We start from the raw sequence: 15,958 nt of genomic DNA on the forward strand, positions 1-15,958 counted from the left end.
AGGGGTCGCACCGCGGCCTCAACCAGTTTGGTCCGAGGGCCCGTTGGGCGGCCGCTGACGCAACGGAACCTATGCGGTACGCACGGTTGAAAGGGCGTCACAGTAGAGCAAAAGATACCAATATGCACTTTTTGTCGGATCCCTTTGACGGACGGCACAAAACGTGCCTACCGTTCATATAGGGACGTCTTCAACTACAGATATCTGTTCCGGCGTTCCACGTCCGTGAGGTGCGTCCGCACCAGACGCCCGCACCCCCATCTGCGCCGGGGTCACGCGCACGATCCGGCGCGACGGCGGCCCGCTCCGTGCGGACCGCGACCCGAAGTCCAGATCCCCGAAGGGGGAGTCATGCGCACGCTTACCATCCGCAGGATCGCCGCCGCCGCCGTGGTGGCGCCCCTGCTCGCCTTCGCCGGAGCCACCGCGGCCAGCGCGGCGACCCCACAGACAGCACCCACCACCGCGCAGTCCGTCGTCGACCACGGCGGCGGCTGGGGCGGCGGACACGGTGGCGGCCACGGTGGCGGCCACGGCGGCTGGGGCTGGGGGAACGGCTACGGCTGGGGCGGCTACGGCGGCTACGGGGGTTACGGCGGCTATGGCGGTTACGGCGGCTACTACGGCTTCTACCCCGGCTTCTACGGGACCGGCTTCTACGGAGGCTTCTACCGCTGAGAGCCATATCCACTGAAGATCATCGAGGAACGACCGACGGCCCCCGCGACGCGGGGGCCGTCGGCGTGTCCTGCGCCGTCGCGCGCCCGCTCAGTCCCACAGCTCGCGGACCGGGTCGTGCGGCCAGGAGGGTTCGGTGTCGGGGTAGGTGATCGTGAGCTTGGTGAAGTGCCGCAGGTGCGGGTCCTCGGGCCAGGGCTTGCTCTCGGAGAGCCTGATCTTGACCGGGAAGGTGTGGAAGTGGCCTGCCGCGCAGTACGGATCGCAGTCGTTGGCTTCCTCGTAACCGGTGCCCACGGCCGACTCGCTGCCCCAGTGCGACCAGTACAGACCGCCCAGCCGGTCGTTCCCGTCCCCGCAGGCCAGGAGGAAGTCCGGGGGCATCACCAGTCCCCGGCCGAAGCACGTGACGAGCACCGTGGCGTAGGTCGGGGCGGCGCCGCCAGGGGCGGCCCGGGCCGTCGCGGCGCCGGCGGCGGCCGTGGCCGGGGCGGCCGCGACCACGGTCGCGAGGGCGGCGGACGCGGCAGTCAGGGCGAGGGTGCGGAGGAGTGGCATGTCGTTCTGCCTTCCTGGCCGCTGCCGGGGGTGGTGGCGGTCGTGGGCGAGGATGCGGTCCGGAGTGCCGCTGCGGGGTCGCGGGATGCGGGGGCGCGGTTGCCGGCGTCCCGAGGGGCCGCTGTGCGGCGGAGAACGGGAGCGGAGGAGAGCGGAGGACGGCGGGAGATCCTCGGACGTGCGGCCATGCGGCCTCGAAGTCACGTTCCCCCAGGAGGGTGAGGCGCGCAACCCGGCCGGGCCCCATCCGACTCCGGACGACACGTACGGTGATCGGGCGGGCACACAAAGATTCCGGCAGATCAAGGGGCGGAGTGGAACAAATCAGACACTTGCCCCGGTTGGAAGGCATACCAAGGAGACCGTCCTTCGACCGAGGTGATGCAGTAGTGGGCACCGACATGAGCAGTCCGACCACGGAGACGTTCAAGCGCGCCGTGCTCTTCTTCAACCGGCAGCGCTACGCCGCCGCGGCCCGGACGCTCGCGTCCATCGTGGACGTGGCACCCCGCAACATGGCGGTGCGCATGCTGCTGGCCCGGTCGTACTACTTCTCCGCGCAGCTGTCGCGGGCCGAGGCGGAGCTGCGCGACCTCCTGCGTGCCGAGCCGCAGGACGCGCACGCGCACCTCCTCCTCGGGCGCACGCTGGAGCGTCAGGGCCGGCTCGCCGAAGCGGCCCCCCACCTGCGGCTCGCCGACGCGATGACCGCCTGGGACCTCGTCGTGGTCTGACCCTCCGGGCCCGGTGAGGCCGCGTGGCGCCGACGCCCGCGGGCCACTCCCCCGGCCCATCCCCGGTTGTCCGGACCGTACCGCCTCCGCAGGCTGCTCACGTGGGGGCCATCGACCGACCACGGTTCGGAGACCGCAATGACCTGTCCGCACGTCCGGTCCATAACGCGACGCAAGGCACGCTACGCCGTCGCAGTCCTCCTCGCGGCGGCCGCGGGCCTCACGGCCTGCGGCGAGAGGGCGACGAACGTCCTGCGCGTCGACCACGCGGTGCCCGCCGACACGCCCGCGCCGAAGGTGCCGTGCGGCAACCCGCCGGTGCGGCTGGACCCGCAGGACCAGGACTTCCTCGACCAGCTGGCGGCGGCGGACGGCCCGCCGCTGTACACGCTCTCCTACACGGCCGCCCGGGAGGTGCTGAACAAGCTGCAGGCGGGCCCGGTGGACATGCTCCCTGCGCAGATCAGCGAGCGGACCGTGCCCGGCGGACCGACCGGCCCGGTGTCCGTGCACGTCGTACGGCCCGAGGGCGCCAAGGGGGACCTGCCCGGGATCGTCTACATCCACGGCGGCGGGTGGGTGCTGGGCAACTTCAAGACCCACGAACGCCTGGTGCGCGAGCTCGCCAACGGCGCGCAGGCGGCGGTGGTCTTCGTCGACTACACCCCTTCGCCCGAGGCCCAGTTCCCCGTGCCGATCGAGCAGGCGTACACCGTGGCCAAGTGGGTCGCCGACCACGGCGGCCAGATCGGCGTGGACCCCTCGCGGCTGGCCGTCGCCGGCGACTCCGTGGGCGGTGACATGACCGCCGCCGTGGCGATGATGGCCAAGCAGCGCGGCGGACCCGACTTCCGCCGCCAGGTGATGCTGTACCCGGTCACGGACGCGAACTTCGACACCGCCTCGTACAACCGCTTCGCGGAGAACTGCTGGCTCACCAAGCCCGCGATGAAGTGGTTCTGGGACGCGTACGCCCCCCGCCTCAAGGACCGGCAGAACCCGCTGGCCGCCCCGCTGCGCGCCACGGTCGACGAGCTGCGCGGCCTGCCTCCGGCGCTGATGATCACGGACTCCGACGTCCTCCACGACGAGGGCACCGCGTACGCGGAGAAGCTGCGGAAGGCCGGTGTGCCCGTCCAGCTCACGCACTACCCCGAGATCACGCACGACTTCATGATGCTCAACGCCCTCCGCGGCACCGAGTCCAACAAGAAGGCGGTGGCCGAGGCCACCACGGCGCTGCGCGAGGCGCTGCACGGGGAGGGCTCCGGCCCCGCCAAGTGACCCTCCCGGCACGCGGGACGTGGAGGGGCGGCCGGCACACCCGGCCACTCCTCCACGGTCTGACGACCGAGAAGTTTCCCTTGGTAACAAATTTCTGTTATCGTCGATTCATGGAGGAAAGGGCGACCACCCGAGAGCGGATCATGTCCGCCGCCGCTGCCCTGCTCACCGAGGGCGGCCGCGACGCGGTCTCGACCCGGTCGGTCAGCAAGGCGGCGGCCGTTCAGCCGCCGACCATCTACCGGCAGTTCGGCGACATGCAGGGCCTGCTCGACGCCGTCGCGGCGGAGGGCTTCGCCGACTACCTGCACCGCAAGACCGACCGGGTGCGGGCCACCGACCCGGTCGAGGACCTGCGCTGGGGCTGGGACCTGCACATCGAGTTCGGTGTGGCCAACCCGGAGATATACCAGCTGATGTTCGGTCAGCCCAGGCCCGGGGCCGAGCCGGCGGCCGTGACGGAGTCCTTCAACGTCCTCCGCGGCCTGGTGACCCGGGTCGCCGAGGCGGGCCGGCTGAGCGTCGACGTGGAACGCGCCATGCTGATGATCCACTCGGCCGGCTGCGGGGTCGTCCTGACGCTGATCGCCACGGTGCCCGAGGCTCGCGACCCGGAGCTGTCGCCCCGGACGCGGGAGGCCATACTCGCCGCCATCACCACCGCGGAGCCCGAGGAGGCCGCCGAGGAGGAGCGCCGGTCGATCGCCCGTACCGTCGCCTTCAAGGCCGTGCTCCCCGAGATCGGGGAGATCCTCACGCCCGGTGAACGCATCCTGCTGAACGAGCTGCTGGACCGCATCACGCACTCCGCCTGAGCCGCCACGCGCGGCGGCTCAGGCCGCCGCGGCCGGTCCGCTGCAGAAGAACGCCCGGTGGGGAGCCGTCATGTGACGGTTCCCCACCGGGCGTTCGCGTGTCCCGGCACCTGCCTGTCAGCCGGTGATCCTCATCAGGGCGACCCTGTCGCCCTCGACGGTGAAGGCGAAGTCCGACGGGCCGTTGAATCCGTCGCCGCCGACCTGGGCGGAGACGATCACCTGGTCCCCCCGCCGGGTCACCGCGGTGACCTTCAGGGAGACCTTGACGCCGATGAACTCGCGGTCGCTCCATCCCTCGACCGCTTCACGGCCCTCGAAGCGGCGGCCCCAGTCGTCCACCGCGCCGTGCTCGGTGAACTGGTCGAGGAAAGCCTCGGTGTCATGGGCGTTCGCCGCGGCGACGGCGCGCCGTACGGGCTCGGGAAGCTCGGGAAACTCGGAGGTGGTCATGACGGTTCTCCTTCTCGGTGCCTCCCGGCGCACCGGCCCCCGAAGGGTCCGGTGCGCCGGGAGGCCGCGGCGGGTGGCTGCTGAGCCGGTCGGCTGTGGGGCCGTCAGGCTTCGGCGCGGGGGCTGAGCAGGTCGTCCAGGCCGATCCGGTGGTAGAAGTCCTGGCGGATGCGGTCGGCGACCACGGAGACGGCCTCCGAGCCGTCGTCGGCGGGGTCGATGTGGGTGCGGAACGGCCGCTTGCCGGCGGGGAGCCCGACGACGCGGACGATCTCGCGCGCCACCTCCGCCACGTCGGCGTCAGCCGGGGTGATGGCGGCCAGGGCGCGGCCGACCTGCTCGGTCAGGCCCGCGTACCGGGTCTCGTAGGCCGCGACGGTGCCGGTGTCGGCGGGGTGGCCCGCGTTCGCGAAGTGGTTCGTGCCGGAGGTGAAGGCGCCGGGGACGACGATGGAGGTGTCGATGCCGAAGCGGGCGAGCTCGGCTGCGTAACTGACGGCGACGGCGTCCATGGCGGCCTTAGCGGCGAAGTACGGCGCCAGGTAGGGCGGGGTGCCCCCGCGGGTGCTGCTGGACCCGACCCAGAGCAGCAGACCGTGTCCTTGCGCCCGCAGGTGCGGCAGTGCGGCGCGGTTCACCCGCTGGGTGCCCAGCACATTGGTGTCGTAGACCGCGGCCATCTCCTCCGGGGTGAAGGCTTCGGTGGGGCCGAGCACCATGTGGCCCGCGTTGTGGACCAGGACGTCCAGCCGGCCGGCCTCGCTCAGGACGGTGGCGACGGCGCGGTCCGCGCTGTCCTGGGACAGCACGTCGAGTTCGACGACCCGCAGGTCGATGCCCTCGCGGGCGGCCCGTTCACGTACCTGCGCCGCACGCTCGGCGTTGCGGCCGGATATGTCGCGCATGCTCGCGTAGACCGTGTGGCCCGCGGAGGCCAGAGCGTGGGCGGCCAGCGCGCCGAATCCGGAGCTCGCACCGGTGACCAGGACGACGGAGGACACGGGGGACATGACGGATCTCCTTGGGCTGATGGGGACCGGTCCCGGCGGCTGTGGCGTCCGGGCCCCGGGTCGGGGTGGGGTGGCACGAGGTGGTGGATCTGCCGGGGCAGGATGCGGTCGAGGTGCGGGGTGCCGGGCGGGTCGACGACCCGGCGGTCCGGCGGACGGACCGGCGGTGCGGTGCCCGGAGGGGTCGCGCGGAGGTGTACGGCCGGCGGGTCAGGCCGCTCCGCCGTTGGCGAAGATCGTCTGACCGTTGATCCAGCGACCGGGGCCGGCCAGGAAGGAGACGATCTCGGCGACGTCCTGAGGGGAGCCGAGGCGCTCGAGGGGGTTCAGCTTCGCGAACCGGTCTATGGTCGCCTCGTCCTTGCCGTTGAGGAACAGGTCGGTGGCGACCGGGCCGGGCGCGACGGCGTTCACGGTGATGTCGCGGCCGCGCAGCTCCCGGGCCAGGATCAGGCTGATGGCCTCGACCGCACCCTTCGACGCGGCGTACGCCGCGTAGGTCGGCGTGGCGATCCGGGTCTGGGACGAGGACACGTTGATCACGGCGCCGCCCTCGCGGAGCCTGCGGGCGGCCTGCTGGTTGACCACAAAGGTGCCGCGGATGTTGGTGCGGTGCATGCGGTCAAGGGCGTCGAGGTCGAAGTCCGCCACGGTGTTCAGGATCATGAGGCCGGCCGAGTTGACCACGACGTCCACACCGCCGAACTCCCGCTCCGCGGCGTCGAAGAGCTCCTGGACCGCCTTCTCGTCGGCGACGTCAGCCTGAACCGCGAGGCCGGAACCGCCGATGGCGGCGATCTGGGTGACGGTCGCGTCGGCGTCGGCCTGGTTGCCGGCGTAGGCGACGACGACCGCCTGGCCGTCGGCGGCCAGGCGCAGCGCGACTTCGCGGCCGATGCCGCGGGAGCCGCCCGTGACGATCGCGACGCGGCGAGTGGTGGTGGTCTCGGTCATGGCGGTCTCCTGATCGCGCGAGGGGGGCGACTCCTTCCATCGCCCCGCTTCCGCTGATAACGGTGCCACGTTATCGGCGGAAACGCAAGCAGCGATAACGCTGACTTGTTATCGCCGTACACATGGGAGTCCGCGGTGCGCACCGCCCCGCACGCACGGGGGCCGCCGCCCCTGTACGGGGGCGGCGGCCCGGGGGACCGACGGCCGTCACGCGTGGGCGCTCAGGCCGGCCGGAGGTCAGTGGAAGCGACCGCCGAAGAAGAAGGGGTCGAAGAGGTAGGGCCCGAAGAGGTACGAGCCGAAGAAGCCGCGGTCGAAGCGGTAGGAGTCACGGTGGTGGCCGCGCCCACCGTGACCACGGTCGTAGCCGCCGCGGCCGTGGTCGCCCGTGACGTGGGTTCCCTTGGTGCCGGCGAGGTCCGGGGTGGCGGCGCCGGCGGCAGTGGCACCACCCAGCAGAACGACAGAGGCCACACCGACAGCGGCCACAAAACGGGAAACGCGCATACTGACTCTCCTGTCTCGGCGGGCACCGTGGCGATACCCGCAGGGTTCCGACATGGAGAGCCTGCGTCGAGGACATCCGCGCCGCACGACGGAATTCCGTCACGCTCCGTCACGCGACGCCGCGTCAGGTGCGGCGAACGGTGGACTGCGGACGGCGTGCACAGCGCCGAATTCCTGATGATCACGGGTCCGACGGGGCCTCAATGACTCCACCACGCACCGTAATCACGAACCGTCACGTCCGGACCTCCCGACGAGTGAATCCTCGTCACCGACAACGTACGCCAACGCGGCCACCCAGCCCCCGGGACGACCGAGCCGACCGCGGGCCCGGAGCGGATGGGACCCGCTCCGTCCCTGGTCATGGGCTCGCGCGTCGCTGCGGCCGCAGGACTGCCCGAAGTCGCGGCGACGCGCAAGCCCGGCTTCTCCCGGGAAGACGAAGGGCCCCGGCCCGCCCGAGCGGCGGGCACGGGGCCCCTCCGGCATGCCGGACGGCGCGTCAGATCGTCACCGACACGGCGTCAGCAGTCCTTCTCGCGCAGCGAGTGCAGGTACGCGCTCGACCTGCGGGCGAAGCTGAAGGAATCGGGCGGCGTGTCGTGCTCGGTCTGCCAGTGGTGGTCGAGGCGGCCGCCGTGTGTGCGCGTCACGGCCGAGATGAACCGCTGGTAGTCGATGTCCCCGTCCCCGACGTCGACCATGCGGTAGCCGTCGGCGTTGGTGTCGTCGCGCTCACCGTCCTTGACGTGGAAGAGGGGGTAGCGGTCGGGCTGCTTCAGGACGTAGCGCAGCGGGTCGAAGGGGGCGGGGGTGCCGTCCGCACGCTTGGAGAACCGGAACTGGCCCGCGTAGGCCCAGTAGATGTCCATCTCCAGGTAGACCAGGTCGGGGTCGGTCTCGGCGAGGAGGACGTCGTACAGCCGCACTCCCGGGCGGTCGGTGGCGAAGGAGAACTCCTCCGCGTGGTTGTGCTGGTAGAACTTCATGCCGCGGGCCTTGGCGGCCGCGCCGTACTCGTTGAACTCCTCGGCGCAGCGCTTCCAGCCGTCGACGGTGCTGCCGTACCGCCAGGGACCGGACGCCGTTCCGATGTGCTTCAGCCCGAGAGCCTGGGCGTCGTCGAGGACCTTCGTCAGGTTCTGGGCGAAGGTGTAGGCGTTCGGGTCGCCGTCGTTGTAGTAGCCGACGTGGCTGCCGATGGCGCGCAATCCGTGGTCGCGGGCGAGCCGGCGCAGCTGGGCGAGGGTGATGGCGCCCGCGGAGCCCTGCGTGTAGCCGGCGTACTCGATCTCGTCGTAGCCGTACTTCTGGAGTTCCGAGAAGACGGGGGCGAAGCCCAGTGTGGAGACCTTGTCGCGCAGCGAGTACAGCTGGATGCCGAGGCGGCCGGGAGGCAGGACCGGGCGGCCGTGGCCCTTGCCGTGCCCCTTGCTCTGGGCGGCGGCAGCGGTGGGGGCGGCCAGGCCGAGCAGCGCGGCGGCGCCGGCTCCGGCGGCGACGCCCAGCATGCCGCGTCTGCTGAGCTTGCGGCTGAGCTCCGGGTCGGGGGTGCTGTTACGACGCGAGCTGGTCATTGTGGATAACTCCTTGGCGTCGGTGATGTGTGGTTCAGTGGAGTCCTGCCAGGCGCAGGAGCAGGGACTTCACTTCGGTGGCCGCCACGCGGCCGCCGACGGCACGGGGGATGGAGCAGAGGATGAGCGGACCTTCTTCGTCGCTCGCCGGGAGGCGGCCGTGGCTGCCGCGAATAGGCGAGGGGTCGAGCGGCACGACCGCCATGCGGTAGCGCATGCCGAGCTTCTTGCGGGCCAGTGCGGTGGCGGCCTTGACGCGGACGTAGGGGTCCGCGGGGTCCATGAACAGTTCGACGGGGTCGTAGCCGGGTTTGCGATGGATCTCGACGAGCCGGGCGAAGTCGGGTGCCCTGTCGTCGTCAAGCCAGTAGTAGTACGTGAACCAGGCGTCCGGGTCCGCCACGGCGACGAGCTCGCCGGAGCGCGGATGGTCCAGACCGTGCCGCTTCTTGCCCTCGTCGTCGAGGAGTTCGGTGACGCCGGGCAGCGTGGCGAGGACCTTGCGGGTGGCTTCGAGGTCCTCGGGACGGCGCACGTACACATGGGCGATCTGGTGGTCGGCGACCGCGAACGCGCGGGAGGCCATCGCGTCGAGGTACTCCATCCCGTCCTGGGTGTGGACCTCCAGCAGCCCGGCGCGCCGCAGCTCGCGGTTGATGTCGACGGGCCGGCTGACCGGCGTGATCGCGTACTCGGAGAGCGCCACCACCGTGCGGCCCTCCCTGCGTGCGTCGTCGAGGAGCGGGGCCAGGGCCTCGTCCAGCTCGGTGGCCGCGCGGCGGGAGCGGGGGTCGTCCGGACCGAACCGCTGCAGGTCGTAGTCGAGGTGCGGGAGGTAGCAGAGGGCGAGGTCGGGTGTGCGGGTGCGCAGGATGTGCCGGGTGGCGTCGATGATCCAGCGGCTGGAGACGATGTCGGCGCCGGGGCCCCAGAAGTGGAAGAGGGGGAAGGTACCGAGGGCGTCGGTGAGCTCGTCGTGAAGCTCGGGGGGCCGGGTGTAGCAGTCGGGCTCCTTGCGGCCGTCCGCGTAGTAGACGGGGCGCGGGGTGACCGTGACATCGGTGTCGGCGCCCATGGCGTACCACCAGCAGATGTTGGCCACGGTGTAGCCCGGGTGGGCACGGCGGGCGGCGTCCCACAGCTTGTCGCCGGCGACGAGACCGTTGTGCTGGCGCCACAGCAGGACGTCGCCGAGTTCGCGGAAGTACCAGCCGTTGCCGACGATGCCGTGCCCGGCGGGCGGCGCACCCGTGAGGAAGGTGGACTGGGCGGCACAGGTCACCGCGGGCAGGACGGTGCCGAGCGGGGCCTGTGAGCCGCTGTCCGCGAGCCGCCTCAGATGCGGCATGTGGTCCAGGAGCCGGGGGGTGAGGCCGACGACGTCGAGGACGAGGAGGGGGGCCGGCCCGGCGGTGTCGGTCATGGGAGTTCCTTCAGGCCGAGGTCGTGGAGGAGGTCGCGGGCCAGACCGAGTTCCGCGGCGATGCCGTCGGCGAGCTGGGCCCGGGTGCGTGGGCGCAGCTCGGCGGGGAGGGCCTGCCAGGTGTAGGTCTCGACCTCGAGGTGGTGGGTCAGCGGGGACGGGCCGCCGACGAGGCGGGCGAGGGCGTCCTTCAGGACGGGGACGGTGGAGGTGAGCGGAGGCGCCGGCGGTGCGTGCAGCGGCACGTGGAAGTGGGCGCGCCAGGGTGCGCCAGTGGGGAGCGGCCCCTCGGTGAGCGCCTGGTGGAGGTCGTCGGTGCCGTGCAACCCGCCGGCGGTGCGGGCGCGCGTCTGATGGAGGAAGCGGGGTTCGGAGAAGGCGGCGAGCGCGTCGCGTACGTCCTGCAGGTGCGGGTGTTCGGCGTGCAGGGCGGCGGAGAGCTGGACCTTGGGGATGGTGATGCCCGCCGCGGTGAGCGCGTCCAGCGCGGCGGCGGGTTCTTCGAAGGAGGTGGCGAGATGGCAGGTGTCGACGCACACGCCGATGCGGGGGTGGGCGATCGCCGTGAGGGGCTCTATCGCGTCCGCGGTGGTCTCGACGATGCAGCCCGGTTCGGGTTCCAGGGCGATCCTGATGGACTTGCCGGTGAGTTCGGCCAGCGCGTCGAGCCGTCCGGCGAGGGTGGTGAGGGCGGTCCTGGCGCTCCGCGCGGCACGCTCGTCCCAGAGGGTGCGCCAGGCGAGCGGGAGGGTGGAGATCGATCCTTCGGTGACGTCGGCGGGGAGCAGGGCGGCGAGGAGGTCGGCGAGGCCGCTGGTGTAGGCGAGCCGCTCCGGCTCGGTCCAGTCCGGCCGGTAGACCCGGTACTTGACCTCGGCGGCGCCGAAGCCCTGGTAGGGGAAGCCGTTGAGGGTGACGACCTCGAGGCCGCGGCGGTCGAGTGCGGTGCGCAGCCCGCGCAGGGCGGCCGGATCGGTGTGGAGGGCGCGCGCGGCGTCCTTGGCGAGCCACAGCCCGATGCCGAGCCGGTCCCGGCCCAGCCGTTTGCGCACGGGTTCGCAGTGGTCGCGGAGCTGCGAGAGGACTCCGTCGAGCGTCTCCGCGGGATGGACGTTGGTGCAGTAGGCCAGGTGGACGACGGAGCCGTCGGGGTGCCGGAAGCGCATGGGTACCGCCTCCTCATTCCCCGCCGCGGAGGATGGAGTTGCCCTCGTGCAGGTCCGCGGGGGCCGGGACGTCGAGCTGCAGCTTGCCGCTGCGGCCGTAGAAGACGACGGGGTTGCGCCACAGGACCTGGTCGACGTCGTCGGCGGTGAAGCCGGCGGCGAGCATCGCGTCCGCGGTCCTGCGGGTCTTGAGGGGGTCGCTCTTCCCCCAGTCCGCTGCGGAGTTGACCAGCGTCTTCTCGGTACCGTAGGCCTTCAGCACGGCGACCATGCGGTCCTCGTCCATCTTGGTGTCGGGGTAGATGGAGAAGCCCAGCCAGCAGCCGCTGTCGGCGGCCTCCTTCACCGTGGTCTCGTTCAGGTGGTCGAGCAGGACGTGCTCGGGGTCGAGCGCGGACTCGCGGACGACGTCGATGGTGCGGCGCATCCCGGTGAGCTTGTCGCGGTGCGGGGTGTGGACGAGGGCGGGCAGTCCGTGGTCGGCGGCGAGCTGGAGCTGGGTGGCGAGGGCGGTGTCCTCGGCGGGGGTCATCGAGTCGTAGCCGATCTCGCCGACGGCGACGACGTTGTCCTTGACGAGGAAGCGGGGCAGCGCGTCGAGGACGGGGAGGCAGCGCGGGTCGTTCGCCTCCTTGGGGTTCAGGGCGACGGTGCAGTGGTGGGCGATGCCGTACTGCGCGGCGCGGAAGGGTTCCCAGCCCAGGAGGGAGTCGAAGTAGTCGAAGAAGGACTCGGGGCAGGTGCGGGGCTGACCGAGCCAGAAGGAGGGTTCGACCAGGGCGCGGACACCGGCGGCGTACATGGCCTCGTAGTCGTCCGTGGTGCGGGAGGTCATGTGGATGTGGGGGTCGAAGATGCGCATCAGGACTCCTCCGTCCGGGACGTCAGGGCGAGGGCGCGGTGGAGGTCCGCGGGGACGGGCCGGCCCGCGGCGGTGCGTTCCGCCGCGTAGTCGCCGAGCATGCGGGCCAGTTCCGCGTCGCCGCGTGCCCGGTCCTCGAGCCGGGCGGCCGCGTCCACCGGCACTCCGGTGAACAGGCATTTGAGGAGGGCGTGACGCCAGGTGTGCGGGTCGAGGTGCTCCGCGGCGTAGGGGCCGACGGCGGCGGCGACGAGCCGCGTGTCGTTGGTGCGCAGGGCGTCCTCGACGAGGGGCACCCCGTCGGCGGGGGCCGGCGCGAGGTGCGGCAGCGCGAGGAGGACGGCGCGGCGCTCCGCGGCGGTGCCCTGCCGGTACAGGCGGGTCAGCGTGGCGGCGTCGGCGCGGGCCTCCCGTAGGAGCAGCACGCGGGCGGCGTCGGCGTGCTCCTGGCCGCAGTGGCGGCCCGCGGAGGCGAAGCGCTGTTCCCAGGCGGGCACGGAGGAGGGTGTGGTGGGGGTGTCGTCGTCCGTGGTGCCGTCGCGGGCGGCTCCGGCTTCGGCAAGGGCCGCGTCGAGCCAGGCGCCGGCGGCGTCGCCGAGCCGGCCCTGGAGGCCCTCGCGGGTGGGTGTCGTCATGCCGTGGCTCCGTTCGCGGGGGTGTGGGAGCGCAGGAAGTCGAGGGAGGTGCGGGCGAGTTCGGGTCCGGCGTGGGAGTGGCGGGGAAGTTCCACGACGGTCAGGCCCTCGTAGCCGGTGTCCGCCAGGGCCTGGAGGACGGGCGGGAAGTCGATCTCCCCGTGGCCGAAGGGGAGGTGTTCGTGGACGCCGCGGCGCATGTCCTCGATCTGGACGTGGCGGAGCCAGGGGGCGGCCTGTTTGACGCAGTCTGCGGGGGGCGCCGGTTCCAGGCACTGGCAGTGGCCGATGTCGAGGGTGAGTCCGAGGGGTTCGGGGTCGCCGAGCAGGCCGCGCAGGTGGTGGAAGTCGTCGAGGCACGCGAGGAGGTGACCGGGCTCGGGCTCGACCGCGAGCGGGACCCCCGCGGTGGACGCCGCGTCCAGGACGGGTGCGAGGGCGCCTTCGAGCCGCTGCCATGCGGTTGCGGACGACGTGCCGGCGGGCGTGATCCCGCTGAAGCAGTGCACGGCGTGGGCCCCGAGGTCGGCGGCGACCTGGACGGCGCGGACGAGCAACCGGGTGCGGGCGGCGCGGGCGTCGGGGTCCGGGTCGAGGAGGGAGGGACCGTGCTTGCGGCGCGGGTCGAGGACGTAGCGGGCGCCGGTCTCGACGGTGACCTCGAGGCCGAGCGCGGACAGCCGTCCCGCGAGGCGCCGGGTGCGGGCGGCGAGGTCGGGTGCCAGCGGGTCGAGGTGCATGTGGTCGAGGGTCAGTCCGACGCCGTCGTAGCCCAGGTCGGCGAGGAGGGAGAGGGCGTCATCGAGGCGGAGGTCGGTGAGGCCGTTGGTTCCGTAGCCGAGGCGCAGGCTCATGTGGGGCTCACCTTCCTGGCGACCCGGCGGGCTACGGGGCCGAGGGCGAGGACGGCCGCCGCGGATGCTCCCGAGCCGGAGCGGGCCGCCAGGGCGGCCTGCAACGGGATCATGGCGCGGATCCCGCCGCCGACCGCGCGCTGGGTGAGCTGCGGTGACGGGTTGAGAGCCGCGTGCAGGAAGGGGGTGAGCGCCGTGCCGGCGTAGGCCGCGGAGGCCAGTGCCGTCAGGACGTGGGGCAGGGCCGGTGGTTGCTCCGTCCTCGGGGCCGGTCGCCCGCGCCGGCCACCGCCCGACCCGTGCCGGGCAGTGGCCGACGGCGGGCGTGTGGACGCACGCAGGTGGTGCAGCGTCCGGGCGGCGTCGGCCGTGACGGCGGCGATCGCCGTGGTCGTGACCAGCGCTGCGAGCGGTGCCCTGCTGGAGCCGCCCTGCGTCTCGTTGCGGGAGACGGTGGTGACCGCGTAGGTGTGTGCGCCGAGCAGGGCGGCGTGGGGCAGCGCAGCGGCGAGCGCCCGGGGACGGGTGGCCGCCGCGCCGAGCACGAGGTCGAGGGCGCGTGCGGTGGCCATGGCGGCCGGTCCCGCCGCCGTGTGCTTAAGACGCAGGTCGTACGCCCAGACCGTCGCCGCGAGGGTGGTGGCGAGGGCGAGCGGGGCGCGTCCCGCGCGGGCCGCGAGCGCCAGGCCGGCCGCGGTGAGCGCCCCGGCGGCCGTCAGGGCGGCGGCTGGGCTGATCCGGCCCGAGGGGAGGGGCCGGTGGGGGCGGTCGACGGCGTCCTCGTCGCGGTCGGCCCAGTCGTTGAGCGCCATGCCCGCGTGGTAGAGGCACAGCGAGCTGCCGATGGCGAGGAACGTGCCGCGGCGGGGACCGCGTCCCGTCGCGGCGGCGCCCGCGAGGGCGTCGCCCGGGACGGTGAACAGGGCGGAGACGCGCAGGAGTTCGGCCCAGTCCCACAGCCGTGGGGCCGGTGCGGGCCGTTCCGCCTCGGCGTCGCCGGCGTCGTCGGCGCTCCCGGGCCCGGCGGGCCGGGCGTCGTCGCACCCGCCCGGGGCGGCCCCCTCCTCCGCCCCGGGCCGGTGGGTGCCGCGCGCCGCCCCGCCCCGCGGGACGGTGTCGTGCACCGTGCCGCGCGCTGGGTGGCGCGCGGCGAACGCCGTCACGACGCCGAGGGCCGCCACGACGGCCAGGGCCCGCAGCCGCCCCGCTCCCGGTGCCCTCACCGGGACTCCCCCAGCCTCACGGCGAGGGCCAGCAGCTCCCCGTACTGCTCGGAGAGCGCCGCGGGGGCGCCCGGGTCGGGGTCCTTGAAGTAGAAGCCCAGCTCGGGGAGGGGTCCGCTCAGACCGGCCTCCTGGGCGCGGGCCGCGAAGCGGGCGAGGTCGAGGACGAGCGGGGCGGCGAGGGCGGAGTCGCATCCCTGCCAGGTGGTCTGGAGGACCATGCGGGTGCCGAGGAAGCCGTCGAAGGCGATGTGGTCCCAGGCCGTCTTCCAGTCGCCGAGGGCGGGGACGTCGTCGATGTGCACCTCGCCCTCGGGGGCGGCGCCGAGGGCGTCGGCGAGGACGCGCTCCTTGCCGGCGTTCTTCGCCGCGGCCGCCGCGGGGTCGGCGAGGACCGCCCCGTCGCCGCCGCCGAGCAGGTTGGTGCCGGACCAGGCCCGTACCGACAGCGCGCGTTGCACGAACATCGGGGCGAGGACGGAGCGGAGCAGGGTCTGCCCCGTCTTGCCGTCCCGTCCCGCGTGAGGCAGGCCGCGGGCGGAGGCCGCCTCGGCGAGGTCCCGGGTCCGTATCCCGGTGGAGGGGGTGAAGTTCACGTAGGCGCATCCGGCCTCGATCGCCGCCGCCGCGTAGAGGGAGCTCGCCGGGAGGCGGTCGCTCCCGGGCTCGGGAACGGGCTCGGTGGAGGCGACGTTGACGACGACGGTCCGCGCCAGGTCGTGGCGGTGGGTGAAGGCGGTGATGTCCGCCGCGAACGCCGCGATCAGCTCCTCGTCACCGCGGGTGTCGCCGGGGAGCGGGCCGCCGGTGCGGATCTCGGCGTCGGCGGCGGCGAGTTCGGCGCGGAGCGCGGCCGGCAGGCCGTACGGCAGCACGCCGCCCTCCGCGAGCTGTTCCGCCCGCTTGCCCAGCGGGCAGGCGGCCGTGTCGTGGCCGCCGAAGACCAGGGAAGGGAGTGGTGGAAGGCCGGCCGAGGCGAAGGGAGCGGTCTCGCTCACCATGCCCGTCGCGGGGTGGAGCCCGGCGGTGATCGCCGCGCATCCCGCGACGGCGGTGGTGGCGACGGAGCCGCGGGCTCCGATGAGCCACACTCCGGTGCGTGCGGGCGACCGGTGGTCCGATGCCGGTGCCGGGGCGGGGGGGTTCGTCACGGCTGCCTCCCTGGTGCGAGTGGTGGGGGGCGGCGGGCGGGGGCACGGCGTCTCCCCGCCCGCCGCCGGCTCGT

Annotated in this window: 17 protein-coding genes; 4 read left to right on the forward strand and 13 right to left on the reverse strand. The window is 73.0% G+C overall.

Features of this window, described 5'->3' with window-relative positions; all coding sequences use genetic code 11:
- Nucleotides 1-351: 351 nt before the first annotated feature.
- On the forward strand, nucleotides 352-678 hold the full coding sequence (locus PV341_RS00765; RefSeq protein WP_500324666.1) for a hypothetical protein: 327 nt from the start codon (nucleotides 352-354) through the stop codon (nucleotides 676-678).
- Between the two features lie 90 nt (nucleotides 679-768).
- On the opposite strand, the gene PV341_RS00770 is transcribed toward PV341_RS00765, so the two are convergent.
- Nucleotides 769-1,236, reverse strand: coding sequence for a hypothetical protein (locus PV341_RS00770; RefSeq protein ID WP_500324665.1), 468 nt, complete (start codon nucleotides 1,234-1,236; stop codon nucleotides 769-771).
- Between the two features lie 401 nt (nucleotides 1,237-1,637).
- Here PV341_RS00770 and PV341_RS00775 point away from each other — a divergent pair, with 401 nt between their 5' ends.
- The 3 genes from PV341_RS00775 to PV341_RS00785 all read left to right on the forward strand — a co-directional run bounded on the left by PV341_RS00775 (nucleotide 1,638) and on the right by PV341_RS00785 (nucleotide 4,069).
- Entirely contained in the window at nucleotides 1,638-1,970 is a 333-nt protein-coding gene (locus PV341_RS00775) for a tetratricopeptide repeat protein (RefSeq protein ID WP_179279764.1), read from the forward strand.
- A 138-nt stretch (nucleotides 1,971-2,108) separates the two neighbouring features.
- Nucleotides 2,109-3,254, forward strand: coding sequence for an alpha/beta hydrolase (locus PV341_RS00780; RefSeq protein WP_500356328.1), 1,146 nt, complete (start codon nucleotides 2,109-2,111; stop codon nucleotides 3,252-3,254).
- Nucleotides 3,255-3,364: 110 nt separating this feature from the next.
- The gene (locus PV341_RS00785; protein ID WP_500356330.1) at nucleotides 3,365-4,069 is read left to right on the forward strand and encodes a TetR/AcrR family transcriptional regulator; all 705 of its coding nucleotides are present in this window, start codon (nucleotides 3,365-3,367) and stop codon (nucleotides 4,067-4,069) included.
- Nucleotides 4,070-4,186: 117 nt separating this feature from the next.
- On the opposite strand, the gene PV341_RS00790 is transcribed toward PV341_RS00785, so the two are convergent.
- The 12 genes from PV341_RS00790 to PV341_RS00845 all read right to left on the reverse strand — a co-directional run bounded on the left by PV341_RS00790 (nucleotide 4,187) and on the right by PV341_RS00845 (nucleotide 15,884).
- Entirely contained in the window at nucleotides 4,187-4,522 is a 336-nt protein-coding gene (locus tag PV341_RS00790; protein WP_500324659.1) for a nuclear transport factor 2 family protein, read from the reverse strand.
- A 104-nt stretch (nucleotides 4,523-4,626) separates the two neighbouring features.
- Complete coding sequence (locus PV341_RS00795) at nucleotides 4,627-5,532, reverse strand: SDR family NAD(P)-dependent oxidoreductase (protein WP_500324657.1); 906 nt, start codon at nucleotides 5,530-5,532, stop codon at nucleotides 4,627-4,629.
- Between the two features lie 210 nt (nucleotides 5,533-5,742).
- Nucleotides 5,743-6,486, reverse strand: a complete 744-nt coding sequence (locus PV341_RS00800; RefSeq protein ID WP_500324655.1) for an SDR family oxidoreductase — start codon at nucleotides 6,484-6,486, stop codon at nucleotides 5,743-5,745.
- Between the two features lie 237 nt (nucleotides 6,487-6,723).
- Nucleotides 6,724-6,960, reverse strand: coding sequence for a hypothetical protein (locus PV341_RS00805; protein WP_500324654.1), 237 nt, complete (start codon nucleotides 6,958-6,960; stop codon nucleotides 6,724-6,726).
- A 557-nt stretch (nucleotides 6,961-7,517) separates the two neighbouring features.
- The gene (locus tag PV341_RS00810) at nucleotides 7,518-8,570 is read right to left on the reverse strand and encodes a sugar phosphate isomerase/epimerase family protein (protein WP_500356331.1); all 1,053 of its coding nucleotides are present in this window, start codon (nucleotides 8,568-8,570) and stop codon (nucleotides 7,518-7,520) included.
- Nucleotides 8,571-8,604: 34 nt separating this feature from the next.
- The gene (locus PV341_RS00815; protein WP_500356333.1) at nucleotides 8,605-9,993 is read right to left on the reverse strand and encodes an alkaline phosphatase family protein; all 1,389 of its coding nucleotides are present in this window, start codon (nucleotides 9,991-9,993) and stop codon (nucleotides 8,605-8,607) included.
- Nucleotides 9,990-11,159 (reverse strand): metabolite traffic protein EboE, encoded by a 1,170-nt coding sequence (gene eboE / locus PV341_RS00820; protein WP_500324649.1) that lies wholly within the window; start codon nucleotides 11,157-11,159, stop codon nucleotides 9,990-9,992. Before eboE ends, PV341_RS00815 begins: the two co-directional genes overlap by 4 nt.
- A 13-nt stretch (nucleotides 11,160-11,172) precedes the next feature.
- On the reverse strand, nucleotides 11,173-12,021 hold the full coding sequence (locus tag PV341_RS00825; protein ID WP_500356334.1) for a TatD family hydrolase: 849 nt from the start codon (nucleotides 12,019-12,021) through the stop codon (nucleotides 11,173-11,175).
- Nucleotides 12,021-12,656: an EboA domain-containing protein gene (locus PV341_RS00830; protein WP_500324647.1), complete on the reverse strand. Its 636-nt coding sequence runs from the start codon at nucleotides 12,654-12,656 to the stop codon at nucleotides 12,021-12,023. Before PV341_RS00830 ends, PV341_RS00825 begins: the two co-directional genes overlap by 1 nt.
- Entirely contained in the window at nucleotides 12,653-13,510 is an 858-nt protein-coding gene (locus PV341_RS00835; protein ID WP_500324646.1) for a sugar phosphate isomerase/epimerase family protein, read from the reverse strand. The genes PV341_RS00830 and PV341_RS00835 overlap by 4 nt, the downstream gene beginning before the upstream one ends.
- A complete protein-coding gene (locus tag PV341_RS00840) occupies nucleotides 13,507-14,733 on the reverse strand; it encodes an SCO3242 family prenyltransferase (RefSeq protein WP_500356336.1) in 1,227 nt (408 codons plus the stop codon). The genes PV341_RS00835 and PV341_RS00840 overlap by 4 nt, the downstream gene beginning before the upstream one ends.
- Complete coding sequence (locus PV341_RS00845) at nucleotides 14,730-15,884, reverse strand: inositol-3-phosphate synthase (protein WP_500324644.1); 1,155 nt, start codon at nucleotides 15,882-15,884, stop codon at nucleotides 14,730-14,732. The genes PV341_RS00840 and PV341_RS00845 overlap by 4 nt, the downstream gene beginning before the upstream one ends.
- Between the last annotated feature and the right edge of the window lie 74 nt (nucleotides 15,885-15,958).

It is taken from the genome of Streptomyces sp. PA03-1a (genome assembly GCF_033792805.1).
Lineage (GTDB): Bacteria > Actinomycetota > Actinomycetes > Streptomycetales > Streptomycetaceae > Actinacidiphila.